17 protein-coding genes and 2 pseudogenes are annotated in these 26,292 nt (G+C 67.9%); 12 read left to right on the top strand and 7 right to left on the bottom strand.

Translation table 11 applies throughout. The annotated features are described in order from the left end of the window. Positions 1-53 precede the first annotated feature (53 nt). Both BFF77_RS24660 and BFF77_RS24665 read right to left on the bottom strand, forming a co-directional pair. On the bottom strand, positions 54-731 hold the full coding sequence (locus tag BFF77_RS24660) for a potassium channel family protein (RefSeq protein WP_066953540.1): 678 nt from the start codon (positions 729-731) through the stop codon (positions 54-56). Beyond that, positions 731-1,399, bottom strand: coding sequence for a potassium channel family protein (locus tag BFF77_RS24665; protein WP_066953542.1), 669 nt, complete (start codon positions 1,397-1,399; stop codon positions 731-733). The genes BFF77_RS24660 and BFF77_RS24665 overlap by 1 nt, the downstream gene beginning before the upstream one ends. 227 nt (positions 1,400-1,626) lie before the next feature. Between BFF77_RS24665 and BFF77_RS24670 the strand changes: the two genes are divergently transcribed. Together BFF77_RS24670 and BFF77_RS24675 are read left to right on the top strand one after the other, a co-directional pair. Beyond that, the gene (locus BFF77_RS24670) at positions 1,627-3,720 is read left to right on the top strand and encodes an APC family permease (protein ID WP_066953543.1); all 2,094 of its coding nucleotides are present in this window, start codon (positions 1,627-1,629) and stop codon (positions 3,718-3,720) included. 172 nt (positions 3,721-3,892) lie between these two features. Next, positions 3,893-5,221, top strand: coding sequence for a class I SAM-dependent RNA methyltransferase (locus tag BFF77_RS24675; protein WP_066953544.1), 1,329 nt, complete (start codon positions 3,893-3,895; stop codon positions 5,219-5,221). A 185-nt stretch (positions 5,222-5,406) separates the two neighbouring features. On the opposite strand, the gene BFF77_RS37810 is transcribed toward BFF77_RS24675, so the two are convergent. Continuing rightward, positions 5,407-5,541 carry a hypothetical protein gene (locus tag BFF77_RS37810; RefSeq protein WP_281196592.1) on the bottom strand — a complete coding sequence of 45 codons (135 nt, stop codon included), beginning with the start codon at positions 5,539-5,541 and terminating at the stop codon, positions 5,407-5,409. A 403-nt stretch (positions 5,542-5,944) separates the two neighbouring features. Here BFF77_RS37810 and BFF77_RS36315 point away from each other — a divergent pair, with 403 nt between their 5' ends. The 9 genes and pseudogenes from BFF77_RS36315 (at position 5,945) to BFF77_RS24720 (ending at position 21,105) form a co-directional block, all read left to right on the top strand. Then, on the top strand, positions 5,945-13,834 hold the full coding sequence (locus tag BFF77_RS36315; protein ID WP_079125462.1) for an RHS repeat-associated core domain-containing protein: 7,890 nt from the start codon (positions 5,945-5,947) through the stop codon (positions 13,832-13,834). Positions 13,835-13,920: 86 nt separating this feature from the next. Beyond that, on the top strand, positions 13,921-15,093 hold the full coding sequence (locus BFF77_RS24685) for a DUF6183 family protein (protein ID WP_066953547.1): 1,173 nt from the start codon (positions 13,921-13,923) through the stop codon (positions 15,091-15,093). 666 nt (positions 15,094-15,759) lie between these two features. Further along, positions 15,760-16,671 (top strand): Dyp-type peroxidase, encoded by a 912-nt coding sequence (locus tag BFF77_RS24690; RefSeq protein WP_079125463.1) that lies wholly within the window; start codon positions 15,760-15,762, stop codon positions 16,669-16,671. 536 nt (positions 16,672-17,207) lie between these two features. After that, positions 17,208-17,777, top strand: coding sequence for a GNAT family N-acetyltransferase (locus BFF77_RS24695; RefSeq protein ID WP_066953549.1), 570 nt, complete (start codon positions 17,208-17,210; stop codon positions 17,775-17,777). Between the two features lie 114 nt (positions 17,778-17,891). After that, positions 17,892-18,113: pseudogene (locus BFF77_RS24700) on the top strand (transposase); the annotation flags it as partial. A 61-nt stretch (positions 18,114-18,174) separates the two neighbouring features. Then, on the top strand, positions 18,175-18,528 hold the full coding sequence (locus BFF77_RS35295) for a hypothetical protein (protein ID WP_141698517.1): 354 nt from the start codon (positions 18,175-18,177) through the stop codon (positions 18,526-18,528). Further along, complete coding sequence (locus BFF77_RS24710; protein WP_141698518.1) at positions 18,521-18,811, top strand: hypothetical protein; 291 nt, start codon at positions 18,521-18,523, stop codon at positions 18,809-18,811. The genes BFF77_RS35295 and BFF77_RS24710 overlap by 8 nt, the downstream gene beginning before the upstream one ends. 1,112 nt (positions 18,812-19,923) lie before the next feature. Continuing rightward, complete coding sequence (locus BFF77_RS24715; protein WP_066953559.1) at positions 19,924-20,316, top strand: hypothetical protein; 393 nt, start codon at positions 19,924-19,926, stop codon at positions 20,314-20,316. Positions 20,317-20,442: 126 nt separating this feature from the next. Continuing rightward, positions 20,443-21,105 carry a hypothetical protein gene (locus tag BFF77_RS24720; protein ID WP_066953614.1) on the top strand — a complete coding sequence of 221 codons (663 nt, stop codon included), beginning with the start codon at positions 20,443-20,445 and terminating at the stop codon, positions 21,103-21,105. Positions 21,106-21,196: 91 nt separating this feature from the next. On the opposite strand, the pseudogene BFF77_RS34735 reads toward BFF77_RS24720, so the two are convergent. Further along, positions 21,197-21,996, bottom strand: a pseudogene (locus BFF77_RS34735) (IS5 family transposase); the annotation flags it as partial. An 82-nt stretch (positions 21,997-22,078) separates the two neighbouring features. Between BFF77_RS34735 and BFF77_RS34740 the strand changes: the two are divergent. Continuing rightward, complete coding sequence (locus tag BFF77_RS34740) at positions 22,079-22,891, top strand: IS5 family transposase (protein WP_245703688.1); 813 nt, start codon at positions 22,079-22,081, stop codon at positions 22,889-22,891. Between the two features lie 202 nt (positions 22,892-23,093). On the opposite strand, the gene BFF77_RS24740 is transcribed toward BFF77_RS34740, so the two are convergent. From BFF77_RS24740 to BFF77_RS24750, 3 genes are all read right to left on the bottom strand, one after another. Beyond that, a complete protein-coding gene (locus tag BFF77_RS24740; protein ID WP_079125466.1) occupies positions 23,094-23,978 on the bottom strand; it encodes a DMT family transporter in 885 nt (294 codons plus the stop codon). Next, a complete protein-coding gene (locus tag BFF77_RS24745) occupies positions 23,975-25,657 on the bottom strand; it encodes an NsdA family TPR-like regulatory protein (RefSeq protein ID WP_141698519.1) in 1,683 nt (560 codons plus the stop codon). Before BFF77_RS24745 ends, BFF77_RS24740 begins: the two co-directional genes overlap by 4 nt. Positions 25,658-25,773: 116 nt before the next feature. Next, on the bottom strand, positions 25,774-26,274 hold the full coding sequence (locus BFF77_RS24750) for a hypothetical protein (protein WP_066953581.1): 501 nt from the start codon (positions 26,272-26,274) through the stop codon (positions 25,774-25,776). Positions 26,275-26,292 lie beyond the last annotated feature (18 nt).

Genomic DNA, 26,292 nt, shown 5'->3' on the forward strand with positions numbered 1-26,292 from the left:
AGGTGCCGGGCCCTTTCCCATGAGGTCCCATGAAGGGCGTATCAAGGGCGTGGTCAGCCCGCCGCGTCCTCGCGGCGGACCGACAGCAGGTCCTCCAACTGCTCCTCGCGGGCCTGCGCCGCCACGAAGAGCAGCTCGTCACCCGCCTCCAGCGTCTCCTCCGGGTTCGGCGTCAGCACGCGCGTGCCCCGGATGATCGTCACCAGCGAGGTGTCCTCGGGCCAGATCACATCGCCCACCAGCGTGCCGGTCACGGCCGACTCCGGTGGCAGCGTCAACTCGACCAGATTCGCGTCGCCATGGCTGAAGCGCAGCAGCCGTACCAGATCGCCGACGCTCACCGCCTCCTCGACCAGCGCGGACATCAGCCGCGGTGTCGAGACCGCGACATCGACGCCCCAGGCCTCGTTGAACAGCCATTCGTTCTTCGGGTTGTTGACCCGGGCCACCACCCGCGGCACGCCGTACTCCGTCTTGGCGAGCAGGGAGACGACCAGATTGACCTTGTCGTCCCCGGTCGCGGCGATCACGACATTGCAGCGCTGGAGCGCCGCCTCGTCCAGCGAAGTGATCTCACAGGCGTCCGCCAGCAGCCACTCGGCCAGCGGCACCCGCTCCACCGAGATGGCCGTCGGCGCCTTGTCGATCAGCAGGACCTCATGTCCGTTCTCCAGCAGCTCGCCCGCGATGGAACGGCCCACCGCACCTGCCCCGGCAATCGCGACACGCATCAGATCCCGCCTCCGTCCGGGCCCTCGGCGAATGCCGCCTCGACCTTCTCGATGTCGTCCGTGCGCATCATCACGTGGACGAGATCGCCCTCCTGAAGCACCGTCTGGGACGTCGGCAGCATCGCCTCGCCGAGCCGGGTGAGAAACGCGACGCGTACGCCGGTCTCCTCCTGGAGCGTGCTGATCTTGTGCCCGACCCAACTCGATGCCGTATGCACCTCGGCCAGCTGCACCCCGCCGCTGGGGTCCCGCCACAGCGGCTCGGCGCCCGAGGGCAGCAGACGGCGCAGCATCTGGTCGGCGGTCCAGCGGACCGTGGCCACGGTCGGAATGCCCAGACGCTGATAGACCTCGGCACGCCGCGGATCGTAGATACGGGCGGCGACATTCTCTATGCCGAACATCTCGCGGGCCACCCGCGCGGCAATGATGTTCGAGTTGTCTCCGCTGCTCACCGCCGCGAAGGCACCGGCTTCCTCGATCCCCGCCTCGCGCAGGGTGTCCTGGTCGAACCCGACCCCGCTGACGCGACGGCCGCCGAAACCCGAGCCGAGCCGGCGGAACGCGGTGGGGTCCTGGTCGATGACGGCGACTGTGTGCCCCTGTTGCTCCAGGGTCTGCGCGAGTGCGGCTCCCACCCGGCCGCAGCCCATGATGACGATGTGCACGTGGACTTACCCCGCACTCCTGGTCGCCTTGCTGACCTGCGAAAACACCCTGTTCACTCTTCCTTCTCGACCTGCCGGGCACCAAGCGGGACACCGTGTACGACGATCCCCCGGGTCGAGCTTATGCGGCGGGGGTGACAATCCAGTCATCCATGGTGGGGCACGACCTGACAAGAGAGAGGGGTGCTGCCCGCACGGGCGACTGTTCGAACGCATAGCATCCTGTCGTGTCCAAACTGACCGACGTGCCCAAACGGATTCTGATCGGGCGGGCGCTGCGTAGCGACAGGCTGGGGGAAACACTCCTCCCCAAACGCATCGCGCTGCCCGTCTTCGCCTCCGACCCGCTGTCCTCGGTGGCCTACGCGCCGGGGGAAGTCCTCCTGGTCCTGTCCATCGCGGGTGTGTCGGCCTACCACTTCAGCCCGTGGATCGCGGTGGCCGTGGTGGTGCTCATGTTCACCGTGGTCGCCTCCTACCGGCAGAACGTGCACGCCTACCCGAGCGGTGGCGGCGACTACGAGGTGGCCACCACCAACCTCGGCCCCAAGGCCGGTCTCACCGTCGCCAGCGCGCTGCTCGTCGACTATGTGCTGACCGTGGCCGTGTCGATCTCCTCCGGGGTGGAGAACCTCGGCTCCGCGATCCCCTTCGTCGTGGAGAACAAGGTCCTCTGCGCCATTGCGATAATCGTGCTGCTGACGCTGATGAATCTGCGCGGCGTCCGTGAGTCCGGGAAGCTCTTCGCGATCCCGACGTATGTCTTCGTCGGTGCCGTGTTCATCATGATCGCCTGGGGCGCGGTCCGCGGGCTGGCGTTCGGCGACTCCATGAGAGCGCCGACGGCCGACTTCCAGATCAAGCCCGAGGAACAGGGACTGGCCGGCTTCGCGCTCGTTTTCCTGCTGCTGCGGGCCTTCTCCTCCGGCTGTGCCGCGCTGACCGGTGTGGAGGCGATCAGCAACGGTGTGCCGGCCTTCCGCAAGCCGAAGAGCAGGAACGCGGCGACCACGCTCGCCCTGATGGGCGGTCTCGCCGTCACCATGTTCTGCGGCATCATCGCCCTGGCCATGGCCACCGATGTGAAGATGGCCGAGAGCCCCGGGACGGATCTGCTCAGGGACGGGGTCCCCGTCGGCTCGGGCTATGTGCAGAACCCGGTGATCTCCCAGGTCGCCGCCGCGGTCTTCGGGGACGGCACGTTCTTCTTCGTCCTGCTCGCCGCGGCCACCGCGCTCGTGCTCTTCCTGGCCGCCAACACCGCGTACAACGGCTTCCCGCTGCTCGGCTCGATCCTCGCGCAGGACCGCTATCTGCCGCGGCAGCTCCACACCCGCGGCGACCGGCTGGCGTTCTCCAACGGCATCGTGCTGCTGGCGGGCGCCGCGGCTCTGCTGGTGGGCCTGTACGGCGCGGACTCGACCCGGCTGATCCAGCTCTACATCGTCGGCGTCTTCGTCTCCTTCACGCTCAGCCAGACCGGTATGGTCCGGCACTGGAACCGCCATCTCAAGACCGAGCGGAACGCGGCCAAGCGCCGTCATATGATCCGCTCGCGCGCGATCAACACCTTCGGTGCCTTCTTCACGGGGCTGGTGCTGATCGTCGTCCTCGCCACCAAGTTCACCCATGGCGCCTGGGTCGCGCTGCTGGGCATGGTGATCTTCTACGGAACGATGACCGCGATCCGTAAGCACTACGACCGGGTCTCCGACGAGATCGCCGCCGAGGAAGGCCCGTCCGACGACAGCGTCCGGCCCTCCCGCGTGCACTCCATCGTGCTGGTCTCCAAGGTCCACAAGCCCACGCTGCGGGCGCTCGCGTACGCCAAGCTGATGCGCTCGGACACCCTGGAGGCGCTGAGCATCAGCGTCGACCAGGCCGAGACGAAGGCACTCAAGGAGGAGTGGGAGCGGCGTGGCATCAATGTGCCGCTGAAGATCCTCGACTCCCCGTACCGCGAGATCACGCGGCCGGTCATCGAGTACGTACGCGGCCTGCGGACCGAGAATCCGCGCGACGCCATCAGTGTCTACATTCCGGAGTACGTGGTCGGCCGGTGGTACGAGCATCTGCTGCACAACCAGAGCGCGCTGCGGCTCAAGGGGCGGCTGCTCTTCACGCCCGGGGTCATGGTGACGTCGGTCCCGTACCAGCTCGAATCCTCGGAGCTGGCGAAGCAGCGGGCGAAGAAGCGGCGGGTGTACACGGCGCCGGGATCGGTGCGGCGAGGACCCGTGGACGCGCGGCCGGGGGAGTCGGGGAACGCGGGGGCCGCGGGCCGTGGTGGCGCCGCCGGCGGCGGGAAGGACAAGGGCTGAGCCGCGTGTGGCGGGCGGCCCGGTGAGGCGCACGTAGACTGGTGGGCTGGTGCTTCGCCGTACCGCTCCCGATGCCCCTCGCCGTCGACGTCCCCAGCCGTTGGCGCCCGCCGCCCTTGCCGTCCCGCCCCTGATGCCCCCCGCCCCTCTTGATCCTTGGAGCCACCCCGTCATGCACACAGAACCGCAGGCTTCGCTGATCGGGGAGGAGTACGAGGTCGAGGTGGGCCCCGTCGCGCACGGCGGCCACTGCGTCGCCCGTACCGACGAGGGCCGGGTGCTCTTTGTACGGCACGCCCTGCCCGGCGAGAAGGTCCGTGTCCGGGTGACGGAGGGCGACGAGGACTCGCGTTTCCTGCGCGCGGACGCGGTCGAGATCATCGACGCCTCCAAGGACCGGGTCGAGGCGCCCTGTCCGTACGCCGGCCCCGGACGCTGCGGCGGCTGCGACTGGCAGCACGCCAAGCCCGGCGCGCAGCGGCGCTTCAAGGGCGAGGTCATCGCCGAGCAGCTCCAGCGGCTCGCGGGTCTCACCCCCGAGGAGGCGGGCTGGGACGGGACGGTCATGCCCGCGCCGGGCGACAAGCTGCCGACGGGCGAGGTACCCGCGTGGCGCTCGCGCGTGCAGTACGCGATCGACGAGAACGGGCGCGCGGGACTGCGCCGGCACCGCTCGCACGATGTCGAGCCGGTCGAGCACTGCATGATCGCCACCGAGGGCGTCGGCGAACTGGGCGTCGAGCGGCGGGAATGGCCGCAGATCGCCACGGTCGAGGCGATCGCGGCCTCGGGCTCCGGCGACCGTCAGGTGATCCTGACCCCGCGCGAGGGCGGCCGGCTGCCGCTGGTGGAACTGGACAGGCCCGTGTCCGTACTGCGCGTGGAGGAGCACGACGGGGGAGTGCACCGGGTGCACGGCCGCGCCTTCGTGCGCGAGCGCGCCGACGGCCGTACGTACCGCGTCGGCATGGGCGGCTTCTGGCAGGTGCACCCAAGCGCTCCCCAACTGCTCGTCGAGGCCGTGATGCAGGGCCTGATGCCGAGGAAGGGCGAGACCGCGCTCGATCTGTACTGCGGGGTGGGCCTGTTCGCCGGGGCGATCGCGGAGCGCGTCGGGGAGACCGGCGCTGTGCTGGGCATCGAGTCCGGCAAGCGCGCGGTGGAGGACGCCCGGCACAACCTCCAGGACCTGCCCCGGGTCCGTATCGAACAGGGCAAGGTCGACCAGGTCCTGCCGCGCACCCGGATCACCGAGACGGACCTGATCGTCCTGGACCCGCCGCGCGCGGGCGCCGGCAAACAGACCGTCAGACACCTCTCCACCCTGGGCGCGCGCCGCATCGCCTACGTGGCATGCGACCCCGCGGCCCTCGCCCGCGACCTGGCCTACTTCCGCGAAGGCGGCTACTGCCCCCGCACCCTGCGCGCCTTCGACCTGTTCCCGATGACGCACCACGTGGAGTGCGTGGCGATCCTTGAGCCGGTGGGGAAGGGCTCCTGACCTGCGGTTTTGTCCGTGCGCATTATGTGCGGTGTGGGCGTTACGGGCGATATCTTGACGCTGAAATGACGCTCCTGACGCTCATTTGACGCTCGTTCTGATGGGGCGTCAGGTGTGTGCTGCGTCGCTGGTCAGCTGGCCTGATGGGGAAGTTCACGAGGCAGAGGTGCCGGAGATTTTTGGTGTCAAACAGTCATGCTCGGCCACATCAGCAGAGCGCCCAGCAGGTTCTTCGTCTGCTGGTGGTACGGCGGCAGCGGATCGCTGACCAGCGCAAATAGTGCCCGTCGAGACGTGGGCGGGGTCGCTGGCCCGAGCATGGTTTCGATGCTGTTCCCGGGGCCGGTCCCTGCGCGGGGACCACGTTGGCAGCGGTCGCGGCAAAGCAGGAGATACCGGAACACCCCCGCCTGCGCGGGGGCCACCTTCTGCGGCCCCGTGATCGCCACTGTGGCCAGCCGGTGGACAGGCGTGCAGCAAGCGACCGTCGAGGGGCCCGCCATCGGTTGTGCGGAGCTGTGGGGGAGGGTGATCGGTCCGGTCTGCTGGGAGGCGTCCGCTCTTTTAACGTGAACCCAGGGCTACTCGACCTTGAACGTTGGCATGAACTCGCTTAATCGCGTGCCACTGTGACCACATGTGTGTACGTTGTAACAGCCCGTGTGGGAAGTGTGGGCTGCTTGGGTCACCTGTGGCCATCTGGTGTTGCTCTGGGGAGGGCGTGTGCGTACGCACAGGGAGCGGTTCGGATCAGGTCTGTCCGCGCGTTGGCGGTCCTGGCGGTCGTTGACGGTCGGTGCGCTGGTGCTGACGCTGTCGGCGGGTCTGGTTTCGGCGGAGGCGGCGCCGTCCGCCGATCCGCGGCCGACACCATTGGCCACTGCGGGACAACCGGCGGCCCCGGCCCCGCAGGCTGCTGACAGCCCGTCTGCCGCTGACGCGCCGGCCGTCGGTCCGACGACTGACAACGCTGTCTACGCGTACGACGCGGCGGGCCGCCTGGTCGGTCTGACGGACCCGGACGGTGAGACGGCCCGCTACCGCTACGACGCGGCGGGTAACCGCCTGGGCGTCGACCGCTTCGCCTCGACGACCCTGTCGGTGCTGTCTCTGGTGCCGATCAGGGCCGCGGTCGGCGCGACCGTGACGCTCTCCGGCACGGGCTTCTCCACCACGCCGACCGCCAACGCGGTCTCGTTCGGCGGCAAGCCGGCCGAGGTGGTGTCGGCGTCCGCGACCCGTCTGAAGGTCAAGGTTCCGCAGGCGGCGGCGACCGCGAAGGTCTCGGTGACGGTCGCGGGCACCACGGCTCAGTCCCCGGAAACCTTCACCCTGGCGGCTCCGGCGCCCTCGGTGACGACGGTGGCACCGGCCTCCGGCTATGCGGGTACTCAGGTGGTCCTGACGGGTTCGGGCTTCGCACCGGTCACGACCGACAACGTGGTCCGGTTCGGCGGCGGCGTCATCGCCGAGATCACCGCGCGTACCGACACCGCGCTGACCGTGGTGGTCCCGGTGGGTGCGGCGACGGGTCCGGTCGAGGTGGCCACCCCCGACGGACGGGCTACGTCCGCCGGTACGTTCAAGGTGACCGCGGGTACTGGGGCCGGTGTGATCGAAACATCGGAGGAGACGTCGGTCACGGACGAGACTCCGCCGACGGTGTCGGTGACCACCCCGGCGAATCAGGCGCAGGTGATCTTCGACGCGGACGCCGGCGACGACATCAGCGTCGGCTTCACCGAGTCGACCTTCAACTCCACTGTGACCGTGCGGCTGTTGGACCCGCAGGGCAAGCGGCTGGAGTCGGCCACGTATACGGGTTCCGCGGGGGACTGGGAGATGATCGACGTACCGGTCAGTGGCCAGTACTCGGTGATCGTCGACCCGGGGACGGGAAATATCGGCTCGGTGAAGGTGACCGTGTCGAAGCCGCTCGTGTCGTCGCTGAGCCTGACCGGAGCCACGGTGGAGGTGCCGTTCACCCGTCCCGGTCAGGACCGTCTGCTGACCTTCCCGGCTGTGCTGGGTGACTCGCTGAGCCTGGGTATCGACGCGACCGGACTGGCCAAGTCGGCCTATGCGCGTCTGTACGATCCGAGCGGCGAGGAGGTCGACAAGGTCTATGTAACCGGGACCCGGCTGGGCGCCCTGGACGTCGACACCCTGGCCATGTCCGGTACGTACACTCTCCAACTCGACCCGGACGCGGCGGCGCTGGGCACGGTGAAGGTGACCGGCTCGCACTACGCGGATGCGGGCACGCTCGACGCGACCGGTCCGGCGGTCGATCTGAACATTGTTCGGCCGGGGCAGGACGGGCGGGCGCGGTTTGCCGGGGTGGCCGGGCAGCGGGTGTCCATCGGTGCGACGGCGGCCGGGTTCGGCACGTCCACCAGGGTTGAGATCGTTCAGCCGGACGGCGAGCTGCTGGACTACTTCCTTGCGCCGGACGGTGACGTGGGCCAGTGGGACAGTGAGGCGCTGCCGGCCACCGGTACGTACACGATCGCTGTGAACCCGAGCAGCCCGGTCGCGACCGGCAAGCTGACCATGACGCTCTCGCGCCCGGTCGCCCTGGCCCAACTGTCCACCACGGGCAGCGCGGTGGCGGTCGCTGTCAGCAGGCTGGGGCAGAACGCCGAATCGTCCTTCGAGGGGCAGGCGGGCGCCCGCCTTTCGCTCGGTGCCACCGCCAGCACTTTCCCCCAGTACGTCGATCTGACCGTGCTCGCGCCCTCCGGCGAGGAGGTGGTCGACAGGGAGAACGTCACCGCAGGCACGTCAACGACGATTCCGCTGCCCGCTCTGCCGGAGACTGGCACGTACCGTGTGATTCTGGACCCGAACAAGGGCACGTCAGGGACGTTCGGCCTCACCCTGTCCCCGGAGATCCAGGCGTCGCTCACCGCCGACGGTTCGCAACAGCCGATCACGGTGGCCCGCCCGGGACAGCGCGTACAGGCACGCTTCACCGCACCGGACGCTAGCTCCCTCGGACTGGCCGTCACTGCGAACACCATCGCGGAGTCCACCGAGATCAGGCTGATCGGGCCCGACGGCGGTACGGGCACACTCGTCGGGCGTGTGTCGGGCACGGCATCCGACACCTACTACCTGACGGATCTGACCCCGGGAACCGCCTACTCATTGGTGTTCGAGCCGGGCAAGGCCGCGACCGGCGCGATGAAGCTGTGGCTGTCCAAGCCCATCAAGCCCGGCGCCTTGTCGGCCGGAACGCCCTCTCGTACCGGTGAGATCACCCGGCCGGGGGCACAACTGGAGTTCACGCTCGACGCGGTGGCGGGTTACGGAGCCGCCGTCGTCTTCGGCGACACCACCCTCACCAAGACATCGGCACTGATCCACCGGGATCCCGCGGGCGAGGAGACGAGCCTCGGCTCACTGAGCAAGTCGGCTCTGGACGGCGACCTCCTGGCGCCCCTGGCGGTGGGCACCCACCGAGTCTTCGTACGCCCCAACGGCGAGGCCACGGGCAAGACCACAGCCACACTCGTGGCCGATGTGAACGGCGGAACGCTCGCCGTCAACGGTGCGCGCAAGCCGGTCACGATCGCCACGGCGGGCCAGAACGCCCACTACACCTTCACCGGCACCCAGGGCCAGAAGCTCACCCTCGGCCTGGACACACCACCGGGCGCCTGGTCGCTCTCCGTCTTCGGCCCGGACGGCAAGTGGCTGGTCGACGGACGTTCGATGAGCGCGTCGACGGTGTCCTACGCCCTCCCGGCGCTCCCGGCCGCCGGTACGTACACGCTCTCGGTCGACCCGAACTCCCTGCGCACCGGCACGTACAACCTCGGACTCACCACGACCGCACTCGCCCGCGGCGCCAGGACCGCGGCGGACATCGCACCCGCTGCCGGAGCTCCCGGTGGGGTGCGCGCTGCCGGAACCGTGGACGCGGGTGCGGATACGAAAGCGGATCCGAAGCCGGCGGCGGGTTCCGTGCCGACGGGTCCGGACGCCTGGCAGCCCGACAAGGGAAGCCTCGCGGGATACGACTGGCTGACGCGCCGCGGCGACGCCCCCAAGGCCCCGCCCGCGCTGCGCGCCCCGCCCCGGTCCACCGCACTGACGGGCCATGTGCTGAAGCTCGACGGCAAGCCGCTGGCCGGGGTCACGGTCTCAGTGGGCGGGAAGTCGGGCCGTACGGACGGGCGGGGCAGGTTCCTGCTCGCCGGGATCAGTGCCGAGGCGACCACCCTGGTAGTGGACGGTACGAGCGCGAACACCGGGCAGCGCCAGTACGGCCGGTACGACATCCGTATCCACCCCAAGGCGGGCCGGGCGGTCGATCTCGGCTTCCCGGTGTGGATGACACCGCTGGACACGAAACACACTGCGCGTTTCGCGGCTCCGGCGAAGACCGATGTCGTTCTTCGAACCCCGAAGATTCCCGGCCTTGAGGTGCGGATCCCGAAGGGCTCCGTGGTCCGTGACGAGAAGGGGAAGCCGGTCACGGAGCTGGGGATCACGGCGATCCCGATCGACCGGCCGCCGTTCCCGCTGCCGGACAACGGTGTCGTGCCGGTGTTCTTCACCGTGCAGCCCGGCGGTACGTATGTGTTCCCCAAGGGCGCGCAGATCATCTATCCCAACTACACACGCGAAGCCCCCGGCACCCGGGTCGACTTCATGGACTACGACCCCAAGGGCAAGGGCTGGTACGTCTACGGCCACGGCAGTGTGTCAGCGGACGGCCGCCAGGTGGTGCCGGACGCCAAGACCCGAGTCTGGGCCTTCCACGGCGCCATGTTCAACACCGGCGACATCCTCCCGTGGGACGACACCTGGCTCGAAGACGTGATCGACTGGCTCTCCGGCGACCCGGTCGAGCTGTCCACGGGCAAGCTGACCGACTCCCGCACGGACCTCGCGGTCGGCAACTCGCGCGGCTCGGCCGAGATCACCCGGACGTACTGGCAGGGCGATCCCGAGAAGCGGGCCTTCGGTATCGGCCGCGACCTGATCTACAACGCCTTCTTTCACTCGCAGGACCAGTGGGAGGAGACGGACCTGTATCTCCCGGGCGGGAGCAAGACCCACTTCGTCCGCACCTCGCCGGGCACCGACTGGACCAACGCCGTCTTCGAGCCCCTCGACAGCCCGTCGGGCTTCCGGGGCTCCAAGCTGGAGTGGAAGGGATACCAGGGCGGCTGGGAACTGACCTTCCGCGACGGCACGGTGTGGCTGTTCCCCCAGTACGCGCCGCTGCAGGAGATCCGTGACCGGCACGGCAACTCCATCAGGGTCACCCGTCTGGAGGGCAAGCGGGGCGACATCACCCGGATCAGCGCCCCCGGCGGCCGGTGGATCTCCCTCTCCTACGACACCCAGCACCGCGTCACCGGCGCGCGTGACAACACCGGTCGCACCACGGGCTACACCTATGACTCCTCGGGCCGTCTGGAGACGGTGACCGACCCGGCGGGGAAGATCAGCCGCTATACCTACGACGGCACATCGAACCGGATCAGGACCGCTGTCGACGCGCGCGGCATCACCTACATGAGCAACACCTTCGACGCGGACGGCCGGGTCAAGGAACAGACCCTGACCGAGGGCGCGAAGTACACCTTCGACTACACCAAGACCGGCAGCGGCGCGGGCCGTGTCACCGCGGCGAGTGTGACGCAGCCGGGCGGTGCGGTGCGGCGGGTGGAGTTCGACGGGGACGGTTACGGTGCGTCGGACACGCAGGCGTACGGCAGCAGCTTCGCCCGCAGGACCGTGTACCAGCGCGGCTCGTACCACCGTATCGACGCGGTGACCGACCCGTATGGCCGTCGCACCGAGCTGAGTTACGACGCCAACGGCTATGTGACGTCGGTGAAGGAGCTGGCCGGCACGCCGCAGGCGCGTTCGTCGGGGACGACGGTGTACGACGGGCCGTTCGACCAGCCGACCTCGGTGACCGATCCGCTGGGCAACACGACCAGGCTGGCCTACGACACCAACGGTGACCTGGAGACCGTCACCGATCCGCAGAACCGGGAGACGGCGTTCACCCACACTCCTGACGGCCAGGTGGAGACCGTCACCGACGCCTCGGGCGCGGTCACCGAATTCGCCTACGAACATGGCGAGTTGACCGGGGTCAAGGACGCGGAGGGCCGCACGAGCAGCCAGTTCCTCGACGCGGCGGGCCGTCCGGTGGTGATGACGGACGAGGCCGGTGCGCGGAGCACGGTCACGTACGACGTGCTCAACCAGGCGCGGAGGACGACCGATCCGCTCGGCCAGTCGACCGTTCTCGACTATGACGAGAACGGCAATCTGACCGGTCTGACGGATGCCCGGAACAACACCACGATCTGGGCCTACGACGACGCGGACCGTCCGGAGTCGGCCACCGATCCGCTGGGCGCGCAGGCGCTGTTCGGGTACGACGCCGCCGGGCGCGTCGCCAGGGTGACGAGCCGGACCGGTGAGGTGGCGACGGCCGAGTACGACCTGCTGGGCCGGGCCACCGTCGCCAAGTACGGTGTCGATCTCGCGGGCCAGGCCGAGTCCACGACGACGTACGCCTACGACGCCGTCGACCTGCCGAAGACCGTCACCGACACGGTGGCGGGCGCGCAGTCGTTCACCTATGACGCCTACGACCGGACAAAGACGGTCACGGGCCCGACAGGGACGGTCGGTTACGACTACGACGCGGCGGACCGCCGTACGGAGATGACCGCCGCCGGTACGACAACGCGCTACGGCTACGACACGTCCTCCATCCTCACCTCGGTCACCACGGGCAGCCAGGCGGTCACCTTCGGCCTGGACGCGGTGGGCCGGGAGAGGACGGCGTCCCTCCCGGGCGGCTTCACCCGTACCACCGGCTACGACAGGACGGGTGTCACCACCGCGATCGCCTACACCCGTGGCGGGGCCGGGGTCGGTGATCTGACCTACACCCGCGACGAACGCGGCTTGCAGACCGGCCTGTCCGGCAGTCTCGCGAGTGTGGCGCTGCCGGCGGCGGAGAGCGGGGCGGTGTTCGGCAAGGACAACCGGATTACCACCTTCAACGGCCGCTCCTTCAGCTACGACGCCGAGGGGCAGCTCACTTCGGACGGGAAGCGTACGTACGACTGGAACGCGCGCGGTGAACTGGCCGGGCTGACGGAGACGGGCGGCAGGGCGAGCGGCTTCGCGTACGACCCGCTGGGCACCCGCACCGGCACCACGCTCGGCGGGACGACCCGCAAGTTCCTCACGGACGGCTCCAACCCGCTTGTGGAGCAGTCGGGTTCGGGCGGGACGACCGCGACGGTCGCCGCGTCGGGCCTGGACGAGTACCTGACCCGGACCGAGAACGGCACGACGCAGGTCTACCTCACCGACGCCCTCGGCACGGTCGTGGGCCTGGCCGACCCGGACGGCACGGTCGCGACCCGCTACACCTACGACCCCTACGGCCAGCCCACCGCCACGGGCGCCGCGTCCAGCAACCCGTACACCTTCACCGGCCGCGAGAACGACGGCACCGGCCTGCTCTACTACCGCAACCGCTACTACGACCCGGAAACCGGCCGCTTCATCTCCCAGGACCCCATCGGCCACGCCGGCGGCCCGAACCTCTACCAGTACGCACTCAGCTCCCCGACCACCTACACCGACCCGTCCGGCAACAACCCGCTGCTCGCGGCCTGCGTGGGCGGCGCGCTGTTCGACGGTGGTCTGGACTGGCTCACCCAGCGCCTGTCAGGCCGCAAGGTCAACTGGAACCAGGTCGGCATGTCGGCCCTCGGAGGCTGCCTGGGCGGCATGCTCGGCGTCGGCCTCGGAGGCAAACTCGCTGCCCGCGGCGGGTGCAACAGTTTCACTCCGGACACGCCGGTCCTGATGGCGGACGGCACCCGCAAGGCCATCAAGGACGTCCGGATCGGTGACAAGGTCCTGGCGACGGACCCGGAAACGGGCGAGAGCGGCCCGAGAGAGGTGACGGCCCTCATCGAGGGCACGGGCGACAAGACGCTGGTCGACATCACGATCGACGACGGCTCCGGCGCGGCGAAGCTCACCGCCACGGACGGCCACCCCTTCTGGGTCCCGGACCTGCGCGAGTGGGTGGAGGCGGCGAAGCTCCAGCCGGGCCAGTGGCTCCGGACAAGCACAGGCACCTGGACCCAAGTCACAGCGGTCACGACCCGCACCCAAAAGGGGACCGTCAACAACCTCACCGTTGACGACCTTCACACGTACTATGCGCTTGCAGGCACCACGCCGATCTTGGCGCATAACAGCAATGAGTGCCCGTTCACCTTCGCGGACATGGGCAACGGCGATTTTGTGTCGCCGGGTGGCCTTGTCTATAGACCAGGAAAGATAGACCATGTTCTCGCTCATAGTGTGCGGAACCCGAGCAGGGCGACGCACACCGTTTTCATTGAGAAGAGCCCGAACAAGGTTCTAGACCTGGTGGACGAGGCGTGGACCAGGAGATCCCAGGCCATCAGGGACCCCCACGACAAATTTCAGTTCACCATTCCCATGGGCAGGGTGATTGGAACGAATGGTGAGGACTATATCCGGATGGCGGTTGATCCCGCTACCAATCGCATCCTCAGTGCCTACCCGATCTTTAAGCCTTAGGATTGTCTGGGTAGGCTTGGCCGGGACCGTCAAATGGGCCGGTCAAGCCTACCTGGAGAGCGCTCAAATTGAGGAATATCCGCGACATGAGCAAAGACATCCCCCGCACAGTGGCGGCTCTATGCAAAGCCAACGATGCGGACCTCTTCGCGTTGTGCGCAGAGATCGACTTGCGGGTCTCCGCCTGTGAGTTCGGCTGGGTTGGTGACCTCGGGGTGGAGCTCGTTACCCAAGCCGCCGCTGGAAAGGACCCCCAGGGGCACTGCGGAGTGGTCCTGGATCATGTTCTCCACGCGCTGGCCGCTCACCCAGGCCAGGAAAGCCTGCGTACCCTGCTGCGCGTGCCCGCCTCGGCGCATATGGATGGCCCCGAGCGGACTGTGGCTGAGCGGCGGCTGGCCTTGTTTGTTGCCCACGGCCACCGCATTGAGGGAATTGCGCGATCGGTGTTTTCCCGGGAATGCGAGTCGGTGCATTCACATGAATTCTCCGCGTGCCTTCTCCACGAATTGGTGCTTGTTTCGGCTGAGGTCGAGGAGTATCCCACGCTCCGTTCCTTCTCAGAGACACTCGTAGCCGGGGGGCACCCTCTCGCCGCGCTGCCACTGAGCCTCCTGCCCGAGGAACGCGGGCTGCGCCGCCCGCCGGGTGCAGCGGACGACTGGACCTGGACAGTGCCTCCCACGCCCTTGGAGTCCTTCGACGCGCCCGAGCTGTACACCACGCCGTCGACGCACCAGCGCGTGGCCGGCATTGAGATGGCGGAGGTCGGCGTTCCGGCGTCGGCCGAGGTCATGGGCACAGCCGTGCAGCACTGGTGCACCCAGTCCAATGGCAAGATCGCCGCACAGGAGTTCTGGTCACCGGATCCAGTGACAGAGGAGGACTTCCCAGCCGCCTTCAAGCTCCTGCCGCTCATTCCCTGGCCCGCAGACCAGGCCCCGGCACGGCTGTATCCGTCAACTCCGGAGTCGGTGCTCCGTGTCTTGCTCACCGCCGCAGTGCGTGGACCGGCCTACGGCTCCGGCCTCTACGGTGCATACGGAAGGCTTGCCACTTGGCGCTCCCTTGGAGGCTTGACCGGAGCTCGGGCGAACGCCCCGATTGCGCATACGGCGGAACTAATGCGACAGACGCACTGGTTCCGCGTCGACACCGCGGCTACATGGTTCTACGAAGTCGCTTGGGATCTTGCCATCGCGGCATTGCGGTCCGGTGGCCAGGAGATCGCGGTGCTGGCCGCCACCGACACCGACTGACCGCAGCCGCCCCGCGGACGGCGTGCAGTCGCAGTGGGCGCTATGGAGGGTCCTCGAACTTGATGGTATAGCAGCTCACCGAGGTCGGGTAGTTCGTGACACCGAGTGATGGTCAGGGGTCAGTGGCGCTCCGGATACAGGGAGTGGCGACGACGGCGGCCGCACGATCGTGCGGGCCTGACGCGACCTGGGCGTCTCCAGGTCCACAACGCTGGCCGTAGGCCATTGCGTCAAACGCAGCGGATGTTGAATCGCACCGGGCATAGCCGGCAAGGACGGGTGAACTTGGAGGCCGCGGAGATCCCCGACTCCTTGCCCGTTCAGGAAGCGGGCCAGGCTGTGGGGCGGGGCAGACCGTGGAGCGCGGGGCGGCCGGTCTTGAGCGGGCCCAGATCTGCGGGGTGCGGTGTGGCGTTCGTCGCCACGCACCGTCTCCGCTATTCGGTGTACTGAATCCTTCCCAGGGGGAGAAGACGCGTGGTCAGACGGAGATCTTTGCTGGTTGCCTCTTCGGCGGCCGGGCTCGCGGTGGGGGGCGCTGCCGCCGTCTACGGTGTGCGGGCCGGTGCCTACAGTGGCGATGGTGGTGACGAGAGCTGGGGCGGGGGCTCGGGAGAGCGGATGCCGGCGCAGTTGCGGCAAGTTCGGCCGGAGGGTCGGGTTGCCATGGTCGCGCTCGATCGTGGGGCTCGCAGGGGCGAGTCCCCGGCGATTCTGCGGGCGTTGCTGACTGGCTTGCGGGCAGGGGCAAGGCCCGAGGTCAGCGTGGGGGTGGGGCTGGCGGTGGGTGCCTTCGGGGCGGCTGCGAGCCGTCCGCGTCAGTTGGCCGAGATGCCGTCCTTCGCCGGGGATTTGCTGGATCCCGGGCAGTCTCATGGCGATGTGCTGGTGCAGATTGCCGGGGAGCGGGCCGGGGACGTAGCGAAGGCCCTGGATCGGTTCCTGGGCGCCGCTCCCGGATGGCGGGTGCGGTGGCGGGTTGAGGGGTTTCGGGTCGGTAATCGGGTTGAGGACGGGCGCGGGCTGGCCCGTAATCCCTTTCACTTCACCGAGGGGTTCGGGAATCCCGCTGGGGAGCGCGAGACCGCCGAGCGGGCTCTCGTACGGGCCGGGCAGGGCGAGCCCGAGTGGGCCGTGGGCGGGAGTTATCAGGTCGTGCGGATCATCCGGTTCGCCACCGAGCTGTGGGACAAGGACTCCGTGCACGAGCAGGAGCGCATCATCGGGCGCCGCCGCGACGGGCGATGGCTCGACGGGACGCCGATGGACGACCAACCGAACTTCGCCGCAGATCCCAAGGGACGGCTGACGCCGCTCGATGCGCATGTACGGCTTGCCGCGCCCGATCGCCGCAATCCGCCTCCCCTCGTGCGCCGCAGCTACAGCTACGACCGGGGCGACGGCGACACCGGGCTTGTCTTCTCCTGCTTCCAGCGGGACCTCGCCAAGGGGTTCGAGGCCGTACAGAAGCGGCTTGAGGGTGAGGCGATGGCCAAGTACCTGCTCACCACCGGCGGCGGCTACTTCTTCGTACCCCCGCCCGGCGACGCATGGATCGACGCGGTCGCACCGGCATGATGAGCTTCCTCAGGCGCCCTTCTTGTGCGTCCGACGGCACCTCCTGGCCCTGCAGGACGCAGGCCGCGCTCCAGCCGGAAGATTTGATTCCGCCGGCCAGCGGGCGGTTCTGTGAAATCTTCAAACCAGGTGGGCTTGCGGGCAGAGAAGCGAGCAAGACGGGCAGCGGCGCTTTTACTTCGTGGAAGAGTATTCACTGTTCGCCGGATGAATCTCATCAAAACGCGGCGGGCAACAAAAGAAATCTACCAGACTATCTCTAGGTAAACGCTTTCTCATGCCCCCTGGTCACGCCCAGGCCGCTTATGACCGCTGGCAGTACTCCCCTACGCCCCTACTGCTGTCCGCTGTGCCTGGAACCGACACCCAGGCTCTTGCTGCGCTAGGAGCGTGGGTCAGTAAACAACTTCTGGAAGCCGCGCCTCGTGGTGAAGTGCGGCTGCCGAGCGCTGCTCTTGAAAAGACGTGGCTGCCGGGCAGTCGTGATGCGAAAATCAGTCCGCAACTTGATCCACATCCGCGTCCCGGAGGTCCACATGGACGTCGCCTCGCTGCTGCCATTGACCACGGCCCGGTTGTCGCTGCGTCTGTTCACTCCCGGCGACGCCGACGACCTTTACGCCTACCAGAGCCTGCCGAGCGTGGCGCGCTACTTGTACCGGCCGGCGCACACGCGTGAGCGCAGCGAGCAGGTTGCCGCCGAGCGCGCGGCGCAGACGGCCTGGCACGCCGACGGGGACAAGCTGGCGCTCGCTGTCTGCCGACGCGATGAGCCCGGCGTCCTTGGCGAGGTGAGCCTCGCCCTGGCCGATGCCCGCGCCGCCCAGGCCGAGATAGGCTGGACTCTCGACCCAGGTCACCAGGGGCACGGCTACGCGACCGAGGCGGCCGCGGCGCTGGCCGGTTTTGCCTTCGACACGCTGGGCGTGCACCGGCTCTACGCCCGGCTGGATGTGGAGAACACCGGGTCTGTGCGGGTTTGTGAGCGCCTCGGGATGCGCCGGGAGGCGCACCTGGTCGAGAACGACCTCGACGGGGATCGCTGGGGCAGCGAGTACATCTACGCGGCGCTGTCCGCGGATCTTGGCGGTCGATCAGGCGATTGAGCTCAACGCCGCCTCCTGTTCGTGATCTTCCATATGGGTATGTCAGGTGGGGATGGCCTGTTCGAGGTGGATCCGGCCGCGGTGGTGAAGTCGGAGACCTCGCCGACGGTGGCGGTGAAGAAGACCTTCCGGGCGTTCGTCCCCGATCAGATGCTGATGCTGCCGCCGTCATTGGATGAGTGGCTGCCCGAGGGGCGTCTGGCCCGATTCGTGGCCGAACTGGTCGACGAGGTGCTCGGCCTGGGCCCGATCCTGGCGTCCTACACCGAGAAGCGCGGGTTTCCCGCCGTACGACCCGCGGTTCCTGCCGACCGCATTACCTTCGGACAGCGGACGCGGGCATGATTCCGGAGACGCGGGCCATGCTCTGCGGGGGCCGGGGGATAGGGCCTGCGGAGTGACAGTCTGCAGCGGCTACGGCCTGCTGTTCCGTATGCGGAATCTGGTGCGGCAACTCGAGGATGTGGCTCGACTCTTGGACGATGTCGGGCCGCTGCCGCCGCTCACGATCACCTTCACCCACGACCCAGACGATGGCCCGTACGCCATCGTCGCCACTCCGAATCAACTCAAGTTCGCTGACCAGCGCCTGGCTGCCGATCAGGTCGCGGCCCGGCTCCAGGTCGTCCTCAAGGTCGGTGAGGTGCTGACGGGTCGCTACGGTGCCTGGGTCCGTGGGCGGTGGGCGGTGGGCGAACACCCTCATCGTCGCTATCACGAACGCAGCCCCACAGATGCTGGGTATGCGTGACCTGCCGCAGCGCACGACGGCCACCCTTGAGACGGCAGACGTGCTGCGGTCACTGACCGCATGGGCCCAGAAGGCAGAGCCGCATATGGACGAGTTGGTGGTCACAGACCACAGCCGGTCGCACACGGTGCGCGTCATCGTTACCAACGATCACGCTGCGCAAAGCCTGATGGAGGACTTGGTACCCGACACGGGTTCGCTCTGGCACCGGCCGGGCCGTTGCTATCGTGCATTGCTGCCCACCGGTCACTCGCTGTCCGTCAACGTTGTTTCCATTCCGTAGCCACACGAACTATTCGGCATGCGGGCCGCCGTGGTCATTAACCGCTCCATCCCACTGGGCGTCCAGGTAGTCGAGCAGGCCGAGATGGGGACGGTCCAGAATTCCGCGTTCGCGATTGCGGTGTTGCCGTACCAGCTACTTGTGAAGCCTGGATCCGCGCTGGGAGGGGAGAGAGATGGCATTGCGCTCCTTGAAGGCGATGGCTTCGTCGCTGATCGATCTCACTGGCGGAGGCAAGGAGCTGTTTGTGAAAGCCATGGCGGTCGTTCGGCAGGTCGCAGCGCAGATCAAGGAAGAGCACGGCGCGGCTTCTGCCACCACGAACGTTGGGCTCTACCAGGAGTCAGTAGATCCTGGCGATGTACGGGCACCACGACGGCTGAGTGTTACCGGGCGCGGCGGGTACGCCCCGGGCGGGCGGCGGCGACGGTCTTCTGTGCGATCAGGCCAGCGGCACGATGGATGACCTCCGGGCGGCCACTCCCGCTTGGCTCAGTCGAGGCCGGCGGCCAGCTCCATACATGCCTTGGCCAGAGACGCTCCGCCGTGCAGCCGGTCGTCATCGGGCACCACGATGCACTGCCCGGGATACCGACGCCCGTATGCGGTGGTGTTGTCTGGCTGGTCGCCACGGCTGACCGCCGCAGGCCGCGGGACGAGCACGGCTCGCTTGACGAGCGCTTCAAGTTCGGCAAGCGTCGTTGCGCCGGTGCGTCCGACGCTAGGTGCTGTTCGTGGTTCGCACCACGTGGAGTGCGTGGCGATCCTGGAAGCGGTGAGGAAGGGTTCCTGACCTGCGGTTTTGGCCGTGCGTATTATGTGCGGTGTGGGCGTTACGGGCGATATCTTGACGCTGAAATGACGCTCCTGACACTCATTTGACGCTCGTTCTGATGGGGTGTCGGGCTGCTTGCCGGGCAGGTTAGGCTCTGCGAGTCGGCGGGATATCAAGCCAGGCACTTGGCAGCTTCAGCTGGGGCTGCGGGTGGCGGACTGCGGGTTCAGCAACGGGCCGTGGCGAGCAGGTCACTTCGTCGGTACTTCGGCCGCCCAGCACGCTTTGCTCCGGGCCCGCCGATAGGGTGGGCGGCCTGGGAGCGAGGAGGAAGACGATGGCGCTGACCACGTCGCTGGCCGGCCGGGTCCGGAACACGAGTCTGCCGAAAAGCCATGCCCTTCTGCCGCTCCTGGAGGCCGTGGTCAACGGCATCCAGGCGATCGACGCCCGGTTCGGCGACGACGTGGAGCCCGGTCGTTTGAGCATCAAGATCCGGCGCAGTCAGCAGGAAGCACTCGACTTCAGCCACGTCGGCCCAGGGCGCGCGGCGTTGAAGCCCATCGTCGGCTTCAGCGTCGAGGACAACGGAGTGGGCTTCACTCCGGAGAACATGACATCGTTCGAGACGCTGGACAGCGACCACAAGGCCGACATGGGCTGCCGCGGTGTGGGGCGTCTGCTCTGGCTTAGACGTCGTTTCTTATGGCAGTCCCGGGAGCACGGGTGACTGAGTACGAAGGTTGGCCCTTGAGCATGCTTGTTGGTGCTTGAGTTCAGGTCCTGGGCCACAGCGGAGCTGGCGGGCTACTGTCCAAGGCGCTACCGGACCTCGCCAGTAAACTCCGAGGCCATGATGGCCGCCACTCCCGTATCGCCCGTCCCGGTCGCGCCAGCCGGTTTGACCCGCAGGGCCAAGACGTTCGTCGAGTCGGAGGGCATCTGCGTTGCCCGGCAGGACATCGAGCGTCACCGCGATGCTTGGATCAAGCATGGTGTCCCGGCCGCGGAGATCGATCGCGCAGTGGCTTTCGAGGCCCGTTGGGGCGGTCTCGCGATGCCGCCGGCGCCGTTTTACGAGAGCGGCCCGCGCATCCTCGGCGCGGACGTTCCCGAGGGCTCGGCCACTGAGGGCTGGTGGATCCCGGCCGGGGACTGCCGATATTCCATGGCCTACGGATTCATGATCGGTCCTGGCGGCGAGTTCGGGATTCACGGTTACCACTGGGCGCCACTGCATGCCAGTACCGAGGGCTGGGTGGAGTCGTTGGCACTGGCCAGCCATGCGAGACGCTGGGCCAAAACCATCACGAGGATCACCGGTAAGGCCGTCGACTCCCTGGACCTCAAAGGGTACGAACCGGTGCCTGAAGTGCGAGGCTTGACCGACACCTGGTGGCGGGGCAAGGACTCGCTCATCGCCCTGTACCGGGGCGAGGCCGTCGGGATGGACGCGCCGGGGTGCCTTGAAGCCCATGTCTACGGCGGCCTTGACAAGTGGGGTCTTCACGGCGGCTGACCTCTGGCTGGCATTGCCGGACTTGAGTACCTGCTTGGCCGGACGAGCCAACGATCACGATGCTGACCGGATTCTGCGCCTCCGCACGAACGAGGCGCCGGAGACAGATGAGGGCCGTGGAAATACCCGCGAAGGCAAGGAAGTGCTCGGCCTTGCGCTCATATCGCCGATGCAGGCGACGGCAGCCGGCAAGCCAGGACATCGTGCGTTCCACGACCCAGCGATGGCTCCCGAGACGTTGGGAGGACTCGATGCCACGGCGGGCGATCCGTGGCACGATGCCGCGCTCGCGCAGCCAGCGGCGCAGATGATCGTAGTCGTAGCCCTTGTCGCCGTGCAGTTTGACCGGACGACGCCGACGCGGCCCACGGCGCGAGCGGATTGGTGGGATACCTCGAATCAAGGGCTCCAAAGCCTGGCTGTCGTGCAGGTTGGCGCCCGAGATCGCGAGTGAGATCGGCAAACCGGTGCGTTCGCAGACCAGATGGATCTTCGATCCCTTCTTACCGCGGTCGGTCGGATTCGGTCCCGTCAGATGCCCCCTTTGAGGGCACGAATGCTCACCGAGTCGATCGCACACCTGGACCAGTCGAGTTGCCCGCGTGAGCCGAGCTCGTCCAAGAGGACCCGGTAGAGCCGAGCCCAGACACGCTCACTGCTCCACCGCGCGAACCGCTTGTACACCGTTTGCCAACAAGCCCCGAAGACTGGCGGGAGCTGGCGCCAGGTGCAACCCGACGTCGCTACGAAGACGATCGCAGCCAGCACCTCACGGTCCCCGGCCCGCCGACGGCCCCCGCCCTGCGGCCGATGCACCACGGTCGGTGGCACCACCCGCCGAAACAGCTCCCACAGCTCGTCCGGCACCAACTGCTCAACAAGACGGTCCACGTCCCGTCAACGATCACCGAAGACCAAAGGAAACGACGTCTTAAGACCGTGTCCTATGTGGCGATGGCTCGTTGAGTTCGGCATGGGGCGGGGTACGTGGAGTTGGATTGTTCCGGACGGATTGTGGGAGATCGCGGAGCCGTTGATTCCTCCGTCGAAGGTGCGGCCGCAGGGCGGCGGGACACAGGACACGCCTGATGAGACGCTGTTCGCCGCGATCGTCTATGTGCTGGTGAGCGGTTGTGCCTGGCGGGCTCTGCCGCCCTGCTTCGGGATCTCGAAGTCGACCGCTCACCGCCGGTTCGTGATCCAGAGCCGGGGTGTGGGGCCGGCTGCACGAGGCCGTCATCGACCGTATCGACGAGTGCGGTCTGCTCGACCTGTCCCGCGTGGTCCTCGACTCCGCCCACGTCCGGGCCAAAAAAGGGGCGAACTCACAGGCCCGAGCCCCGTGGACCGGGGCAAACCGGGTTCCAAGATGCACGTCCTGTCGGATGCGAACGGACTGCCCCTGGTCGTCGGCGTCTCCGCCGCCAACACCCACGACAGCCTCGGCCTGAAGCCCATGGTCGCCGGCCTCCAAACGAGACACGACCCCGAAAACGGCTGGCACTACCAGCCCGGCAAGCTGCACGCGGACAAAGCATACGACGTACCTGACCTGCGGAAATGGCTCCGCGGAAAACACATCGGTGTCCGCATCGCCCGCAAAGGCATCGAATCCGGCGAACGATTGGGACGCCGAAGGTGGGTCATCGAACGCACGATGTCATGGCTGACCGGCTACCGCAGACTCAACCACCGCTACGAACGCCAGCCCCGCAACTACCTCGCATTCCTCGGCCTCGCCGCCACCCTCTGCTGCTACAAACGACTCACCCGACTCACCACATAGGACACCGTCTTAACAGTCCTCAAGCCTGTGACCTGCGACGATGTGCTGTAAGTGCCGCAAAACTTAACAAGCATCTGCCTCGGAACTTAACAACGCCGACCGGCACACACCTGAGGTGCGGTCACGGGAAGCAGGCACAGGGCGAACCAGGCCCGAGAGTTTCTGACTGTTGATAATGCGAACACGGGATTCCCTGGCGTTGTCACAAGGTGGCGCGTGGAAGAGGTTCTTCTCCCTGGTGTCTGGGGGAGTGCGCGGCTACGGCGGAGCCTGTCAGGATCAGGGCCAGGCCGCCGAGCGCGGTCGCCGTCGGAAAATGCCCCAGGGGAATGTCGTAGAGGAGCGCGAAAGCGGGTGCCAGATAGGCGGGCAGATTCGCCCGTACGGCGCCCACACGGCCGATCAGCACGTAGAAGAGGGCCAGCGAGCCGCCGGTCGCCACCGTCCCGAGCACGGTCAGCCAGAGTGCGGTAGCAGGGCTGGGGAACCGGGCGGGAACGGGAGCGAGCGTGGGGAGCAGCAGGAGGCAGCTCACACTCAGGGCCGACGCCGCCACCGTGATGGGGTGGACATCGGTCAGGACGCGCTGGATGTAGATCGCTCCTGCCGCATAGCAGGCCGCGGCGGCGACCAGCAGAGCGCCGCTGACCGGAGCGGAAGCCCCGCCCAGATCCTTCCAGAACAGCAGCACCACGCCGGCGAGCCCGACAACGACCCCCACGGCCGCACCAGGACGCACCCGCCGTTCGACGGCGGCGGCCAGAACCGTCGCCCACACCGGCTGGGTACCCAGCAGGACACCGGCCAGCCCGGCGGCCACATGCTGCTGACCGATCGTGAGGAGCACGATCGGCAACGTCATCTGCAGCACCGAGGCCGTCAACAGCGAGCCGGGGTGACGGCGCCACTCGCGGACGAAGGCACCGTCACGAAGCGCGACCGGAACGAGAAGCAGGGCCGACAGACCGGTCCGCGCCACCATGACGACAGGCGGCGCCAACTCCTCAAGAACCACCGATCCAAGGGGAAAAACCGCCCCCCAGATCGCACCGAGCACAAGGAGGAGGACGGCATCCCGGCGTGTCACACGCTGACGCTACCCGGCGGTGTCAGAAGGTACTCGTCCAGTTCCCGCACAGCCGGAATCATCCGGTGCTCGGCAAGCTGTGCGCGGACGGCGACGACGCGCCGCAGATTGCGGGCGGAACGGGTACTGGCCGCCACGTCGTATGCCTGGCGTGTCCACCGGACAGCCTCCTCGATCTCGCCCTGTGCAATCCGCGACGCGGCCACCGCCGTGCTCACCTCGGCCGCCCCGCGCACCAGGTCCCCCGACCACCGGGCCGCCGTCCGCTCGAGAGCGGCCTGCGCCCGCATTGTCCACCGGCCCGTTCCGAGTTGCATGAGCGCGTAGCCCGTCCACTTCTCCAGGTGTACCTCGTCGAAATACGCCAGACACGGCGGCGTGGGCTCGCCCTGCGCCACAGCTTTCGCCAGCCGGCGCTCAGCCTCGTTGATGTCACTGAGACAGGCCCGCTCGGCCCCGAGGCAGGCATGAACGTAGGCACGGGTGACCGCGACCCACGAACCCACCAGCAGGTGGCCGCCGCCCGCCGCGTGCTCTGCCGCCGCGTTCGCGAAACGCAGCGCGTCCCGATGCAGCCCGCAGTCCGCCAGGACCCGGCTCATCCGGCTGATCAGATAGGCGTACATGCTGTCATCACCGGCGTCGGCCGCAGCCTCAGCAGCCTCCCGATAGCACCGGCTGGCCTCGGCGTACTGCTCGAGATCGACGTTCAGCCAGCCCATCAGCGCGCCCGAATCCGCCACCAGCGCCGCCACCTGAGCGCGGTCCGCTGCGGGAGCGGCCCGGTGCCACATCATCAGACGGCGATGATGGTCGTACGCCTGCTCGTACACGCTGGCCGCACCGAGAAGGTTGTCCAGCCTGCGAAAACTGTCCGTGATCTGCCCACGCGCGGCAAACACCTCCGGCGCCGTGCGCTCCCCGCCCAGCGGCACCGCGGCGAACAGCTGCGGCGCCAGCACGCCGGCGGCAGAAGCGCCGCCCGCTGTGAGAAGAGCCCGCCGCCGCATGAGGTCGTCCCAATCGTCGAAGACCTCCAGTGTGCGCGATACACGCAGTCGGACTCCAGAGCGATCCCCGGCCACCGCTCCAGGGGCGTCTGCGCCAGAGTCTTCAGCGGAACGCCGCGACAGCGCCGCCCTGCGGTGAGCAGAACCCCTGGGGTACGGCAGCGCAGGGGCCCGGCGGCCCCTGTCACCCGGATACGGGCTCGATTCAGCACCTTCCGCCGCTGGCCGACCGGGGACGGCGGGCGATAACGGAGGGGCCAGGTAGACCGCCAGTTCGTCCTCGGAGAGCGCCTCATAATCTTGTCGGTCCAGCAGATTGCCCACAGACGTGCCGTAGGCAAGGGCCATCAGGCGCAGATGATGAAGCGGCGGCTGACGCCCGCCCGCCGGCCACGACTCGTACCCGGACACCTGACTTGCCCACACCGTGCCCTGCTCGTCCGGCGGCTCGCCTCCCTCGAACTGGAGACTGATCTGATGGGCGGCCTCCTCCTGGGTCCACCCGTGAGCATGCCGGTACGCGAGCCGGGGCCGCAGCCCGTGCATGCGGAGGAGCTCGCTCGCGATCTGCTCAGCACCCATACCCAGGGCCCGCATTTCCCCACGAGCCGCCAGGATGGCGGCCTTGGACACCCGGGAAACACCGTCCTCGTGACCTGCGCGCGTCATGCGCCCCTCCACCATCTCACTCCAGCGCCCGGGCGAGGGGCGGCATGAACTCGACACGCACAAGAGCGGCCGCCGACAACGCCACCGGGCGGATTGACAGAAAACACGGCCACTGTTCAGCCGCCTCTCGGAAACGGCGGCCGGACTTGTCCGACCGCGCGCGGCGCCTGCCCCGGCACCCGCATCCTGCGGACAACCTCGTACAGCTCCCGTGCGTCGGTCAGTTCGGCCCGCTCAGCACGCCAGGGGGAGAGTAACTGCAACTGCCCGTCACACTGCCTCCACGCCTGCGGACACCACAAGGACCCCAGACGCACCGTCATCACACCGTCCAGACGGAACGGCCACGAGGTAACGGCGATTTTTATGACCTTGTGTGTCCCGCACAGGAGACCCGGCCCCACACGACGGTGCTCCAGCCTGAGTCCCTGAAGAACCGCGAGACCCATCTGCACGGGGAGCGCGACGGTGCTCAGCTCCCGGTGGGCTTCCCTTCCGAAGAGCGCATTGGGGTTCCCGGCGAGGTCCACATTCCATGCTGAGGAAACCTCGGAGGTGTCCGAGGCGCCGAACGGATCGGCGACTGGTGTGAAGGGCAGGGACAGGGCCGTTGTCACCGCGGATCCTCCGTGCCG

The organism is Streptomyces lushanensis (genome assembly GCF_001700515.1).
In the GTDB taxonomy this organism is placed as follows: domain Bacteria; phylum Actinomycetota; class Actinomycetes; order Streptomycetales; family Streptomycetaceae; genus Streptomyces; species Streptomyces lushanensis.